This is a genomic window from Endozoicomonas sp. GU-1 (assembly GCF_027366395.1).
Taxonomy (GTDB): Bacteria; Pseudomonadota; Gammaproteobacteria; order Pseudomonadales; family Endozoicomonadaceae; genus Endozoicomonas.
Genome location: NZ_CP114771.1, coordinates 5,454,472 through 5,467,739, shown reverse-complemented (window position 1 = coordinate 5,467,739; position 13,268 = coordinate 5,454,472). Strand labels below are relative to the sequence as shown.

Sequence of the window (13,268 nt, the reverse complement as noted above, 5' to 3'; positions counted from 1 at the left end):
AGTAATAAACCGGGAATACCCTTTCTCTGTCGTGTATTCCCACCGTAGAAAGCGGGTGAAAAAGGTCGCATACAATGGAAGATATTATTGAAGAACTGCGGGAACGGGCTCTGGATGTGTCAGTCCCGCTGGAACTGCCGGATGAAGACCAGCTGGTGGAAGTGGAAGAACAGATTCTGATTCCCCTTCCCTACGAACTCCGGGAGTTTCTGCTGCACGTCAGTGATGTTATTTATGGCTCCATTGAACCGGTGACGGTCACTGATCCCCAATCCCATACTTATCTGCCGGAAGTCGCAGCCAATGCCTGGGCTGAAGGTCTGCCGAGAGAGCTGATCCCCATTTGTGAATGCAATGGTGAATACTATGGCATTTCCGAAGAAGGGGAAGTGGTTCGCTGGGCTGACGGTGAAGTGACTGACGACAGCTGGCCATCCATCTGGTTATGGGCCCGGGATATCTGGCTGGAGAGCTAATGTCGAAACGAATTCTGATCATTATGGCCATGGCAGCGGAAGCCCGGCCAATCATTGATCAATTGGGTCTCAAGGCACTGCCCGCCGATCCCCGGTTGCAAAGTCACTTCCCCCGCTTTCAGGGTGAGTTTGCTGGTAATACCATCATGATCTCCCTGAATGGCACATCCAGTGAGTACGGTGTCGACAGGATAGGCACTGAGTTTGCCGCGCTGAATACCCAGTCCGCCATTGTTGAGTTTGCTCCGGAGCTGATCATTAATGCGGGCACCTGCGGTGCTTTTTCAGCCGATGCGGACATTGCAGATATCATCACTTCCGACCAGCCGGTGGTTTACCATGACCACCGGGTTCCCCTGGAGAGCTTTGACCGTTTTGCCATGGGCGCTTATCCCACTGCCTATCGTCCCGAATACTTTCAGGGTATTGAGCATAAGCTTGGGGTGGTCACCACAGGCAACTCCCTGGATATGCCGGATATCGACAAGCAGTGGATCAGGCAAAACCAGGGAATGGCCAAAGAGATGGAGTGTGCCGCCGTTGCTGCCACCGCTCATCTTTACGGCATCGACTTCCTGCCGATCAAATCCGTGACCGATCATATCGATATCGAACTGGATAATGTTGAACAGTTTCTGAACAACCTGGGCAAGGCCAGCCAAAAGCTGAGCGAAACCTTGATCAGGGTATTAACCAATATCAAGTAAAACCGGGCTGCCGACGGCAGCCCTTTTCAATAACGCAGTTACAGATTGATCCACAAGCCTGTTGGCTGTTGATTCAGTGCAGTCAAAAACGTCAGCGCATCCTGAACCCTTTTTTCTCCAGAAACGCTTTCATATGAGAGCGGGATTCTTTACCCAGCAGGGCCGACATTTCCTGAGACCAGACCCGATCCAGCTTACCTCCGGTCCGTCGCTGGTAATAGGCTCTCATAGTTTCATCATATTCAGCCACCAGCGCCTTATTCACTGGCTGGTAATGCTCCTCCATCAGCACAGCTGCCAGCGGCAGTCTGGGTTTACACTCCGGATTCTGATCCGGGTACCCAAGGCAGAGGCCAAAAACGGGGTAGACATATTCCGGCAACGCCAGCAAATCACTGACCTGTTGCGGGTCATTGCGCAGGCCTCCGATATAGCAGATACCCAACCCTTCTGACTCAGCAGCGACCACCACGTTCTGGGCAAACAGGGCAACATCAACCGTGGCAATAATGAAATGCTCGGTCATTCCGTCTGCCATGGTGTTGCCCGACTGTTCACAGCACCAGCCAGAGCGATGCAGGTCAGCACAGAACACCAGAAACTCAGCCGCCAGCTGCACATAGGTCTGGCCACCGGCAAGCTCTGCCATGGCTTTGCGGGTTTCAGGGTTGCTGACCCGAATAACACTGACACCCTGCAAATTGCTGGATGTAGCGGCACTTTGGCCTGCGCTGATCAAGTCTCTCAACAAGGACTCTTCGATCGGCTGTTCCGTGAATTTGCGAATGGAGCGGTGCGATTGCAGCAGTTCAATTACCGGTTGGGTCATGGTGTTATTCTTAATCTGGCCATTATTATTCTGCACTATTGTAGCCTTGGCTGGATTTTTCAAGGCTGCCTGCCTCTGCTAGAATTGCCCTCCCGGATCTGGCTCCGGATTTACGTTCCGGACCGCTGACCAAGGACAATAAAGACAATGACACTCTCGCCTCCAGAAAACACTCAAACAGACGCTCATATCGTGGTCTGTGCCCTCTATAAATTCGTTACCCTGAAGAACTTCACCAGCCTGCGGGAACCCCTGCTCAGAACCATGGAAGCAAACCATATCAGAGGAACGCTGCTGCTGGCCCGGGAAGGCATTAACGGCACCGTGGCCAGCACCCGGGAAGGCATCAATGCGCTGCTGGCCTGGCTTAACCGGGATACCCGCCTGAACCCCATTGAATACAAAGAGTCCCTCAGTGAATCCATGCCGTTCAAAAGAACCAGGGTCAAACTCAAAAAAGAGATTGTCACCATGGGAGTGGCAGACATTGACCCACAAAAGGCCGTCGGGACCTATGTGGAACCGGCAGACTGGAATAGCCTGATCAGTGATCCAGAAGTCCTTGTGGTGGATACCCGTAACGATTACGAAATTCAGGTGGGCACCTTCAAGCACGCCATCAATCCAAAGACAGATTCCTTCCGGCAGTTTCCGCAATACGTCGATGCCAACCTGAATCCTGAAACTCATAAAAAGGTGGCCATGTTCTGCACTGGCGGCATACGCTGCGAGAAGTCCACAGCCCTGCTCAAGGAAAAAGGCTTTGACGAGGTTTACCATCTGAAAGGCGGCATCCTGAAATACCTGGAAGAAGTACCGAAAGCGCAGTCACTCTGGAAAGGTGAATGCTTTGTCTTTGATGAACGGGTGACGGTAAATCATGACCTTGAGCCGGGCTCCTACGACCAGTGCAACGCCTGTCGTTTACCCATTACGGAAGCCGATAAGCAAAGTGATATGTACCAACAGGGTGTCAGCTGCCCGCACTGTTTTGACCTGCTGAGCGAACAGCAAAAAGCACGGTTTTCCGAGCGTGAAAAACAGATGCAGCTGGCCAGGGCACGAGGTGAAGCCCACATGGGCGCAGAAGTTGCCAAGACCGTTGTCCATCGTCGGCAATTAAAGAAAGACGAACGCAGGCAACAGCAACTGAGAACCCGGGCAGGCAAAGTTAAATAGCTGAGCTATGTTTAATACCAATTCCACCTTCTAAATATGAACTGCGCAGCCATTTTGAACAGCTGGATCTTCGTTGGAATTCCTCGCAATAGCCGTGCTATTACTCGTCATTCCGCCTTGCCCAGCTGTCCAAAATGACTTGCTCGATCTCATATTTAGAAGGCGGAATTGGTATAAGTACAGCCAAGTGGTGTTTTTTCATCAGCTGACTTGAACGGAGTGTCGCCATGGAACTCGAAAACCCCGAGAACCTCAACCCTTTTATCCTTCTGGGCATTGTCAACGAAAAGCTAAGGCTTACCTGCAACTCACTGGATCAGCTGGCCGATGAGATGGACATGAGTAAACAGGAGATCGAAAGCCAGCTTCATAAAATCCGTTTTCATTATCAGTCGATCAATAATCAGTTCGTTCATGACTGACCGGCAATTGAGGGTCTGTAACAAAAACATCAACAGACCCTAAACAAAATATTGCCACACCTGCTTTACCGATAAAGCCCCTCCCCGTACCGCATGAACCAGCAAAATGGCAAACCCCAGGGTCATCAACGGTAACAGTGGGCGCTTTTCCTCCTGGAAAAAATACCAGCCAGCCCCCATTAAACAGAGTGCCATTATCATCAGCCGGGCATCCACAGGTTCACCGGAAACCACTTCCATAAAGATCGCCAGACAACCAATCACATTGGCAATTAACCAGATGGGCGACAGCATCCCGATACTGCCCAGCAACGGAAACTTGATCAGTGCGCCACCGGTCCAGGCTTTGGGTTGCAGATCAGACGACAGGTGAAAGGCAGTTCCCAGGGCCAGACCTGCGGCAACGGCTGAAAAACCGGACGCCCAAACCACCAGCGCAGGAATACAGGAATGGGTTATTGCTGAACGGTGGGACAGCCCCGGTATCACTAAATCCAGATCCGGCAATCGAATGCCGACAATCAGACCGGCCAGGAAAAACAGAACATCTTCCATGAAAGCCATAGTGGGCCAAAATGGGCAAAGCTCTCTGGCCGCCAGAATCAGCCCCACCAACAGAGAAGCTTTCAGCGGTGCACTATACAACTTCATAGATCACAAAACAGACTATAAAACAGGGGGCGGACTATACCGTTTTAGTAGTAGTAAGCCCAGAGCCAACGCCTTATTGACTATTTATAGTTGGCAAACCCATCGCCAAACAGAGCTTCCAGGGCTTTTTCTTCCGTTATTATTTTTTGTCCGGAATTCTGAACACCATTCTACCGCACCATTTGCTTTCAATCCTGCGCAGGTAATACACTCCCCTCCACTATTTTATGCATTAGCGTTGATGACTGATGACTTACAAACTCAACGACAAACAGTTCGAATCCATTCAGAAGCTGGCCGACCATGAGCGTTATGATTACTTTCTGAAAAAAGTGGCGGACTGGGAAGAGATCTGGAGCCTGCACAGCCCCGAGGGCTGGGTAGAGCTGTCATCCAGTGATGGTGAAGAGTGTCTGCCCGTCTGGCCACACCCTGATTTCGCCAAAGCCTGGGCAGTGGATGACTGGTCAGACTGCCAGCCAAAAGCCATCAACCTGGAAGTGTGGCTGGAACGCTGGACGCCCGGTCTGGAGCGGGATAACACCATGTTGGCCATATTCCCGGTTAATGAAGAAGAAGGGCTTGTTGTAACACCTTCTGAACTGCAGGAAGCCATTCTTGGCGAGTTGGAGCAGGGATAAGACCACCCTCTTTAACCATACTCTTTTAACCACAGAGGCACAGAGACATCAAGGGTTAAAGCCATTGATCTGTGCCGCTGCTGTGTATGACCAGGAATAGTTCCGCTTACTCAATGCGCCATATGCTGGCCTTTGATCTCGTCCGTGGCATGAGCAACCACTGTCTTCTGATCACCATTACTGAAAGTGATCGTCACCGGCACTTTACTGTTTTTGGCTATAGGCTTGTTAAGGCCCATCAACATAACATGATAGCCACCGGGCTTAAGCTCCAACCTGTCGCCCGGGTTGATGGCAAGGTTATCCACACGGCGCATTTTCATCATGCCATTGTTCATTTCTGTGGTATGAAGCTCTGTTTTCCCGGCAACAGGGCTGCTTAATGAGCGAATCTGTACGGCCTGATGAGTACCATTGTAGATGGTCATATAAGCAGCTGATGAGGACATACCCGGCTTGGTAGCGCGGGCACTGGCGTTCAGTAACTGCAACGCTGGTTCAGAGTGCTCTTTTGAGTGAGCATGACTGTGCCCGCCCTGTGCAGCCATTGCCGTGTGCGCAGTCAGTAGCATCATCAGAGCCATCATACTATGTACGATTGTTCCCATAACCCTGACTGCCCTGGCATACAAAATCGTTCCGCTTTTCATTAATCAACTCCACTATTCATTAGAAGTATTATGGGAGGATAGCAATCTGCTGTGAGTTTGCTTCTAAAGGGTCCAGTTCAAAAAGAACATGATATACCGCTTCTCTGGTTTCCATTTTCAGCCTGGCTATCCAGACCATGTTGTGGCCGGTGGTACAAAAAGCGATATTGCCGGTACCAGTATACAGGTCAGTGTCTGCAAAATGTCCAGATTGTTTCTGTAAATTGAATGGCATCAACCCCATGGGCATATCACGCCCGACGAACTCCATGCTGACCTTTTCAGCAGCAAGCCCTGAAACTTCTGCCCTGATAGCCAGTGGCTGCCCCGTCGGTATGGACGCCGGCAAAATATTAAGCTTGATCGAACCATTCCCTACCCTGCTCTGACACCCTTTGTACGTGTTGCAATAAGCAACCGTTTGAAACCTCTGTTTATCGACGGCATTTTCACTCTTGTTCAACAAGCGGGATCCGTAAAATACCAGCAGTAAGCCAAGTAATAATGCTATCGGAAGGAGCAGCCGGGATAAGTGCCTTGACAGGTTTTTCATCATTGTTTGAATCAAAATTGACTTGCAGGCGGGCATTATAGGCTTTTTACTAACGGAGAACAGAAGAACATTCTCCTGAAATTCATTTTTAGAGGTAAAATCAGCTGTGACAAAAGAGAACGATCCGCTGTCTCTGTTCGACAGCCATTGCCATCTTAATTTTTCAGTCTTTGATGAGGACCGTTTACAGGTGTTGAGTCAGGCAGAAAAGGCAGCCGTCAGTCACATCTGCATCCCTGCCACTCAACAGGTGGAATGGCCTTCCCTGATTAATGAGTCAGAATTACTGTCGCAAGTGAGTCCCGTAAGTATTGTAACGGCCCTTGGTCTGCATCCCTGGTTTATTGCTGAACATCATCCCGAACATCTGAATGTATTGGATACGCTATTACAACAACGTCCCGCCGGGGTCGTTGCCATAGGGGAAACCGGGCTGGATTTTTTTGACCGGAACATGACTCCCCAGATAAAGGCCAAACAACTCGAGCTGTTCACTGGCCAGGTTGAACTGGCCTGTCTGCACCAGATGCCACTGATTATTCATGGCCGGAAAAGTCATGATGATATTTTAAAAGTACTGCGACGATACAAACCGGAGCGGGCCGGGATTATTCACGGATTTTCCGGTAGTGAACAACAGGCCGGAGAATATCTGAAGTTAGGCTTTAAGCTGGGGTTTGGTGGCGGTATCACCTACCCGAGAGCCCGTAAAACACGACACTTGGCAGCCACTATGCCAATCGACAGCATTGTGCTTGAGACAGACGCTCCGGATATGCCATTGAATGGCTATCAGGGACAGAGAAATGAGCCGGGAAGAGTGAAACTGGTGGCTGAGTGCCTGGCGGAACTACGAGGAGTCTCTTTGCCGGAGGTGGCAGAAGCCACCTCTCATAACTGTCGTACGCTATTCAGAATATGATGGTTAAGCACCATCGGCGGCTTCAGCTTCCAGCAGCTTGTTCTTACCGATATTGATTTTTCTTGGCTTCATCGCCTCTGGAATTTCACGTTCCAGATCAATATGCAAAAGACCATTATCTATGGTCGCACCGGTGACACGGACGTAGTCAGCCAGCTGGAAACGGCGCTCAAAGTTACGCTCGGCAATGCCCTGGTAAAGGTATTTTCGCTCAGTATCGTCTGGCGTTTTCTTGCCCTGGACAATCAGTACACCCTCACGGCTTTCTATTTCCAGTTCATCTTCGGCAAAGCCGGCAACTGCCATGGTGATACGGTATTCGTTCTCATCCAGCAGTTCAATATTGTAAGGAGGGTAGCCATTATTCCGGGGTGTCTGGGAATGCCCGGCATTCATGGACTCCAGCAGGTGAGCCATCCGGTCAAAGCCAATAGCAGAACGGTACAGGGGAGTGAAATCAAAATCAAAGGTACGCATGGTCATATCCTCAATGGAGCAATATGTTGATCAAATCGGCTTTTCATTATGAACAAGCCTTGGTTGACAGTGCTGCTTTGAGCCACTGTTAACCCTAATATATGTACGTTTAATTCGATTCCAACCCCTGCGTGTTATTTTTTTTAAAAAATGTCCAGGTGGTAATCCAGCATCCGGTCACCATCGAACAGATAGCGTCCTTTGAACCTGTTCCCCTTCAGCATTTCAGGTAACCAGATAATGTCGTCTGCCCACATTTCTTCATAGGGTATCTGATCAAGGGAGAACCACAGCGGTATGGCCTCATCCGTCTCTGTCGGTGAGCCGGTGAAATCCCTTGCCACATAGGTATGCACGTGAATAGAGTAGCCATCGGTAAACTGGAAACAGCTCTCTCCACAGAACTCAGGATTCACCGGGGTGATGCACAGTTCCTCCTGCACTTCGCGGATGGCGCACTCCAGCAGGGATTCACCGGGCTCAAGTCGTCCTCCCGGCCCATTGATTTTTCCGGCCCCCAGGCCACGCTTTTTACGAATCAGCAGAATTTGCCCATCCTTGATAACAAATGTCAGCGTAGCGGGGTCTTTGGCCTGCCAGGAGCTCCAGTCAATATCCTGCAATGATTGCATCAATCAATTCCTGCTTAAAGATAATTAACATACCTCAGCTTCGCGTTGGGAGGCAGCATTATTGATAATGTTTTTGTTTATGGGGATTAACGCTTTTCTGCGCTAGTCTTGCATTGGTAAAGGAGCCAAAAGGTCATACAACAACGGTTATAACGCAGTGCCTGACAGTTGGAGTTCTTTCCCCGGCTCATGAGGCACTTAATTGTCTTCGTCTAATCCAGGAGTTTAACAATGAATCCAATTCATTCAGAGTTGTTGCCCGGTTCTTTGGCGGGCCCTCCGTTAGCAGCGAGTGCTCTGCCCGAGTCAGCTCCTGAAAAATGCATTGTATGCAGGGACCCATTGTTCAGTGGACGGTCTGTTGTGATATTGCCATGTCAGCACAGATTCCATAACGCCTGCAATGATATCTGGATTGATAGTCGCCAGCTGGGTGACTGGGCTTGCATCCTTTGCAATACAACGCCCAAAACTCTTGATATTGTTGCTTTGAATGATGACCGATACTCATCTCTGGCAAGCAGTTCTGAAAGCCTGAAACTGCAGCTGTTCAAGGCTTGTCAGGACGGAAGTGTCGCTACAGTGATCGGCGCTGTGGAGAAAGACCCATCGCTGATTTCCGGAAAAATTAAGCTTGAGGACCGCTTGGGACACTATAGGCCCATTCATGTTGCCTCCATCAACGGGCATGTACCGATTGTCAAGTTTCTACTTGACCAGGGGGCCGATATTAATTTGCCAGAGGCGTTCGGTAAACTTTCTCCCATTGAACTGGCCGCCACCGAAGGCTTCGTGGAGTTGGTCAGCTGTTTGATTGAGCGCGGTGCCAAAGATTTAAATTCATCACTCCTGTTCGCCACTCATCATGGCCACGTCAACGTGGTTCGGAAATTGATCGATAACGGAGCTGACATTAACCATACGCTAGAGATCATTTTGCGCAACAGGTTAATCCGGTATACCCCTCTTGTCAGTTCTGTTACTTCGGATTCTGCTGCACAGCTGGTTAAGTTGTTAATATCGAAAGATGCCAAAGTGACTGGTGAGGCACTGTGGGTTGCTATTGGATTTGGCAAGCTGGATATCGTTAAACTCTTGATCACCCATAAAGTCGATGTCAACGCCATGGATGGGTGGATAATCTGCAGTGCAGCCAGATATAATCAACTGGAGACCGTCAAGTTGTTACTTGCCAACGGTGCCGAGATTGATAAGCCTTACGATGTTCAGACCGCTCTTGGGTACGCAGCTGAATACGGCTGTGTTGAAATGATTCATTTACTGGCAGATGCTGGTGCCAGTCTGGAATCCACAGTATTGTCCAATGGCAAAAGAAGCCTCAGTCCTCTGTGCATTGCTACTCATGCCTGGCAGCAGGACTGCATCAAGGCACTTATCGAGCGGGGCTCCAGGATTGATAACGCCGATTTTCGAGGTCTTACACCGCTGACCCAGGCCATTATCGCCAATAATATCGACCATGTCAGAGAGCTGGTTGAGCATTTCCACGCGTCGGTGAATTGTTCTCCAAATTATTCTATACCCCGGGCAAATATAATACCCCATGAGTTATTCAGGCGCAGGGAGCAGTTTGTTATCTCTCCGCTGGCATTTGCCGTGCATTTGGGTAGGAGTCCAATCACTCAGTTTCTGATTGATTCCGGCGCAGAGGTTAATGCCCTTCACGGGTTGGCACTGCGACTGGCAATTGTACATAACAATGCCGGGATTTTATTGCAGCTGATTCATGGCGGTGCTGACCTTTGTGGTGTTTTTGATAACGGAGAGACGCCTCTGGCATTAGCAAATCGGCTGAAACGTTCGACTTTGGTTATGGAACTCTTGAGTCATGGGGCACCGGCTTCTGAAATCAGTCTGGCAGCGGATTTTCGAGATTTGAGCATTGTTTAAGTGCTGAAATGTGCACGTCAGGCCTGTCATTTCTGTGATTTCTTCCTATTTTAACCGGATGCCAATAGAATGCAGCTCTCGACCACTGTTGTATAGGGTCTGATCAATGAACACTGACCTGCGTAAACAAATTCTGGATGCCTTCAATTTCCGTCACGCCTGCAAAAGCTTTGATGTCAGCCGGAAAATACCCGATGAGGATTTTAACTTCATTCTGGATGCCGGGCGCCTTTCTCCCAGCTCATTTGGTTTTGAACCCTGGAAGTTTCTGGTCATCCAAAATCCTGAGTTAAGGGAAAAGATCAAAACCGTCAGCTGGGGAGCCCAGGGACAGTTACCCACCGCCAGTCACTTTGTCATCATTCTGGCCCGCAAAGAAAATAGCATGCATTATGAGTCCGAATACATCCTGGATCACATGCGCAATGTTAAACAGCTGCCTGAAGATGTCGTGGATATGATCAGCGAGTTCTACCGCGACTTTCAAAACAGTGACTTCCGGCTGACCGAGTCACCCAGGGCCATGTTTGACTGGGCCTGTAAACAGACCTATATCGCCCTTGGTAATATGATGAGCGTAGCCGCCCAGATTGGCATTGACTCCTGCCCGATTGAAGGTTTCAACCGTGACAGGCTGGAGCCACTGATGGCACAGGAGGGTCTGCTGGATAGCGGGGAGTTTGGCGTCAGTGTGATGGTCGCCTTTGGATACCGGGAAAACGAGCCTTACCCAAAAACCCGCCACCGGCAGGCGGCAGTTGTCGAGTGGCATTAATCTCCGGTCACTCAGCAAGCTCACTGAGGCATAACAGCGTCAGGCAGTTGCTCTCAAAGCCACCGGTATCGATAAAGTGGGTATTTCCAAGGGTAACCGGTTGATCAACAATGGTATGACCACAGAAGATGTGGTCAATACCGGCCACCACAGAATCATCCTCACTTTGAATCCGGGTCCTGGACCATTGCATCGCCCGGACGAGGTCCGGATCAGATGCTATTTTCTCCGGATTCCAGACCGGCAACGGGTACTCAGCATGACAAATGGCCACCTGCCTGTCGCCAGGAAGATCAACCGAGATCAGAACCGGCTGTTCAGAAGCCATATCCGCATACCTGTTCATTCTTTCTGATGAGACCTGCAGATGCCAGTCACCGCCACAAAGCACCCACTGGGCAATCTCATGGGCGGATGGCTGTCTGACCGTATCAATCATGCACTGCTCATGATTGCCACGAACACAGTGAAACCATGGTTCCTCCATCAGAGAGAGGCACTTCTCGGAAGCGGGTCCCCGGTCGATCAGGTCGCCACAACTGAAACAACGATCTTTTTCCCGGTCAAAACCGACATTGGCCAGTGAGGACATCAGGAGATCGTACATGCCATGCAAATCACCAATAACAAAATCACGGCCAACGATATTCTGACGAAAATGCTGGTAAAACATAAATCCTCCCTGGATTTCTGATTAGCGTTCAGGTGTGTACATCCATGTTTACGGTTTATCCTTCATTACCAGTTTAGCCACGCCATCATCGGGATTGATGACGGTGGTGAATTGCCGGTGACTGGTCAGAATGTTGTTAAGCATCGGCTCCCGGGCCAGCTCCCTGAACGACAAGGGCATATCAGCAGCTAACTTGCCCTCAGCCCTCATCTGTTCCGCCTGTTGATAAAACCTGAGCATCACTGGCAGCACTTTACGAACGGTTTCCGGTAACCCGGCCACAGCAATGGCATTGGCATAAACGGCAGGCCCATAGGTTGCGGGTGGTTCAGCCAAAGCCGTTAATTGCCGTCTGCTGTGCTGAACCCACTGCTTCTGCTGATCCTCTGGCAGACTTTTAAAGCTGGCGTATAACGCACTGCCTTCGGCCGGGGTAAACAACCTTGCAGTGGCCCCCAGAGAGGCAAGGGCAAGAAACTCATTGGGATTTCTGGTCAACGTATTCAGTTGCAGCCATTGCCCCCGCTTTTGCAGGTAGACCTGCATGGGGTTCAGCTTCGGCTCCCTGGACAGCCTATCCAGCAGTAACTTCAGTTGATTCATGGACCGCCAGGTATTCTGGGTGAGATAAACGGAGCCTTTTGCCTCCAAATGGCCACGGAATCCGGCAATATTTACCACCCAATGGTCGTACCATAGATTCATATCATCTTGACTGATGCTCTTGTTCTGTATCCCGGAGTTAAGCACGGTATACATGGACAAAGAGCCCTCGTTATACATCATATGGCGAAGGTGGCTATGGGGCAGATAGACAATTTCAAACAACCGGGCAGCTGAAGGGTGTTTGGTAATAATCGAGCGAGCCAGCGGGTAGATCTTCTCAGCATAGGGTGCTGTAACCGATAGGAAATCCACCGAATTTTCAGGAACAGGCTTAGCCAGAGCTTTAGCAGCGCGCTTACGTGCCTCCGGTGATAAAGTGACCGCATCGAGAATGGCTGTCGCCCGGAGAACTTCATAAGGGACAGCGTCCAGCCCCGCAATCTCCCTGGACAACTGCTGGAACGATGGCTCTGACAACCTGGGAGTATCAGGGTCAGTCTGAGGTGCCACAAATGCCTTATAGGCCTCGTGTGAGCCGTCTCTTAACAGCTGCAGGCAATATAATCGGGACAGTGCTCTTGACACCTCCCGATGGATGGCCGCCGATGACCACTGTGTAGATAACTCCGGTGTAACCACTGGATTAGCCAGCACCCATGAGAGTTGCTCTATTTGCTCCCGGGTAATCTCCAGCTGATCGGCAAAATGCTTGTGGATATACTTCTTTATGGGATCCAGCCGGTTTTCAGCCACAATCAACGGGCTAACCAACAGCAGAAGCACCAGCGAAACCCAGGACAAGGTCATTGTTTTCATAAAAAGCTTTCTTTTCTGGAATTGTTGCCATGACTGGAAACCGTTGTGAGCAGACTTCCCGGGGATGAACACCCCATTAGGCGGCAAACTATTATGTCAGCCTGGGTCAACACCAATATCCGTATCCAATGCTCGCAGCAACAGGTCTCAGGAATGCTAAGTAAGATAGATGCTGATGGTTTAGTCAGCCACATGAAAGGAGCATTATTTCTTAACGGTATATAAGACCTCGCCAAAGCCTGGCCCGGATATTTCATTATTAGTCATATTGTTTTATTCGGCTGCCAAAACCGGGGCTATTCTTAATCGATGTTCCAAACCCGATTGCCATTGAACTCCATTGACAGG

General features: G+C 50.0%; 16 protein-coding genes. 8 read left to right on the top strand and 8 right to left on the bottom strand.

Annotated features, from left to right (window positions below; translation table 11 throughout):
* Positions 1-74: 74 nt before the first annotated feature.
* Positions 75-476 carry an SMI1/KNR4 family protein gene (locus tag O3276_RS22955; RefSeq protein ID WP_163370593.1) on the top strand — a complete coding sequence of 134 codons (402 nt, stop codon included), beginning with the start codon at positions 75-77 and terminating at the stop codon, positions 474-476.
* Positions 476-1,183, top strand: a complete 708-nt coding sequence (locus tag O3276_RS22950) for a phosphorylase family protein (protein WP_269673381.1) — start codon at positions 476-478, stop codon at positions 1,181-1,183. Before O3276_RS22955 ends, O3276_RS22950 begins: the two co-directional genes overlap by 1 nt.
* Positions 1,184-1,274: 91 nt before the next feature.
* On the opposite strand, the gene nfsA is transcribed toward O3276_RS22950, so the two are convergent.
* Positions 1,275-2,012 (bottom strand): oxygen-insensitive NADPH nitroreductase, encoded by a 738-nt coding sequence (gene nfsA, locus O3276_RS22945; RefSeq protein ID WP_269673380.1) that lies wholly within the window; start codon positions 2,010-2,012, stop codon positions 1,275-1,277.
* 147 nt (positions 2,013-2,159) lie between these two features.
* Between nfsA and trhO the strand changes: the two genes are divergently transcribed.
* Together trhO and O3276_RS22935 are read left to right on the top strand one after the other, a co-directional pair.
* Positions 2,160-3,191, top strand: a complete 1,032-nt coding sequence (gene trhO / locus O3276_RS22940) for an oxygen-dependent tRNA uridine(34) hydroxylase TrhO (protein ID WP_269673379.1) — start codon at positions 2,160-2,162, stop codon at positions 3,189-3,191.
* Positions 3,192-3,418: 227 nt separating this feature from the next.
* Entirely contained in the window at positions 3,419-3,613 is a 195-nt protein-coding gene (locus O3276_RS22935) for a DUF4250 domain-containing protein (RefSeq protein ID WP_269673378.1), read from the top strand.
* Positions 3,614-3,652: 39 nt separating this feature from the next.
* On the opposite strand, the gene O3276_RS22930 is transcribed toward O3276_RS22935, so the two are convergent.
* Complete coding sequence (locus O3276_RS22930; protein WP_269673377.1) at positions 3,653-4,264, bottom strand: hypothetical protein; 612 nt, start codon at positions 4,262-4,264, stop codon at positions 3,653-3,655.
* A gap of 248 nt (positions 4,265-4,512) precedes the next feature.
* Here O3276_RS22930 and O3276_RS22925 point away from each other — a divergent pair, with 248 nt between their 5' ends.
* Positions 4,513-4,905, top strand: a complete 393-nt coding sequence (locus tag O3276_RS22925; protein WP_269673376.1) for a DUF2750 domain-containing protein — start codon at positions 4,513-4,515, stop codon at positions 4,903-4,905.
* Between the two features lie 110 nt (positions 4,906-5,015).
* Here the strand turns inward: O3276_RS22925 and O3276_RS22920 are convergent, their stop codons facing one another.
* Positions 5,016-5,555 (bottom strand): copper chaperone PCu(A)C, encoded by a 540-nt coding sequence (locus O3276_RS22920; RefSeq protein WP_269673375.1) that lies wholly within the window; start codon positions 5,553-5,555, stop codon positions 5,016-5,018.
* Between the two features lie 28 nt (positions 5,556-5,583).
* Entirely contained in the window at positions 5,584-6,018 is a 435-nt protein-coding gene (locus O3276_RS22915; protein ID WP_269673374.1) for a hypothetical protein, read from the bottom strand.
* A 196-nt stretch (positions 6,019-6,214) separates the two neighbouring features.
* On the opposite strand from O3276_RS22915, the gene O3276_RS22910 reads away from it, so the two are divergent.
* Positions 6,215-7,030 carry a TatD family hydrolase gene (locus tag O3276_RS22910; protein ID WP_269673373.1) on the top strand — a complete coding sequence of 272 codons (816 nt, stop codon included), beginning with the start codon at positions 6,215-6,217 and terminating at the stop codon, positions 7,028-7,030.
* Between the two features lie 3 nt (positions 7,031-7,033).
* Here the strand turns inward: O3276_RS22910 and O3276_RS22905 are convergent, their stop codons facing one another.
* Both O3276_RS22905 and O3276_RS22900 read right to left on the bottom strand, forming a co-directional pair.
* Complete coding sequence (locus O3276_RS22905) at positions 7,034-7,507, bottom strand: Hsp20 family protein (protein WP_269673372.1); 474 nt, start codon at positions 7,505-7,507, stop codon at positions 7,034-7,036.
* 143 nt (positions 7,508-7,650) lie between these two features.
* Entirely contained in the window at positions 7,651-8,139 is a 489-nt protein-coding gene (locus O3276_RS22900) for an 8-oxo-dGTP diphosphatase (RefSeq protein ID WP_269673371.1), read from the bottom strand.
* A 231-nt stretch (positions 8,140-8,370) separates the two neighbouring features.
* On the opposite strand from O3276_RS22900, the gene O3276_RS22895 reads away from it, so the two are divergent.
* Positions 8,371-10,050: an ankyrin repeat domain-containing protein gene (locus tag O3276_RS22895; RefSeq protein ID WP_269673370.1), complete on the top strand. Its 1,680-nt coding sequence runs from the start codon at positions 8,371-8,373 to the stop codon at positions 10,048-10,050.
* 106 nt (positions 10,051-10,156) lie between these two features.
* Positions 10,157-10,825: an NAD(P)H-dependent oxidoreductase gene (locus tag O3276_RS22890; protein WP_269673369.1), complete on the top strand. Its 669-nt coding sequence runs from the start codon at positions 10,157-10,159 to the stop codon at positions 10,823-10,825.
* 7 nt (positions 10,826-10,832) lie between these two features.
* On the opposite strand, the gene O3276_RS22885 is transcribed toward O3276_RS22890, so the two are convergent.
* Complete coding sequence (locus O3276_RS22885) at positions 10,833-11,498, bottom strand: metallophosphoesterase (RefSeq protein ID WP_269673368.1); 666 nt, start codon at positions 11,496-11,498, stop codon at positions 10,833-10,835.
* A 48-nt stretch (positions 11,499-11,546) separates the two neighbouring features.
* Positions 11,547-12,920, bottom strand: a complete 1,374-nt coding sequence (locus O3276_RS22880; protein WP_269673367.1) for a hypothetical protein — start codon at positions 12,918-12,920, stop codon at positions 11,547-11,549.
* Between the last annotated feature and the right edge of the window lie 348 nt (positions 12,921-13,268).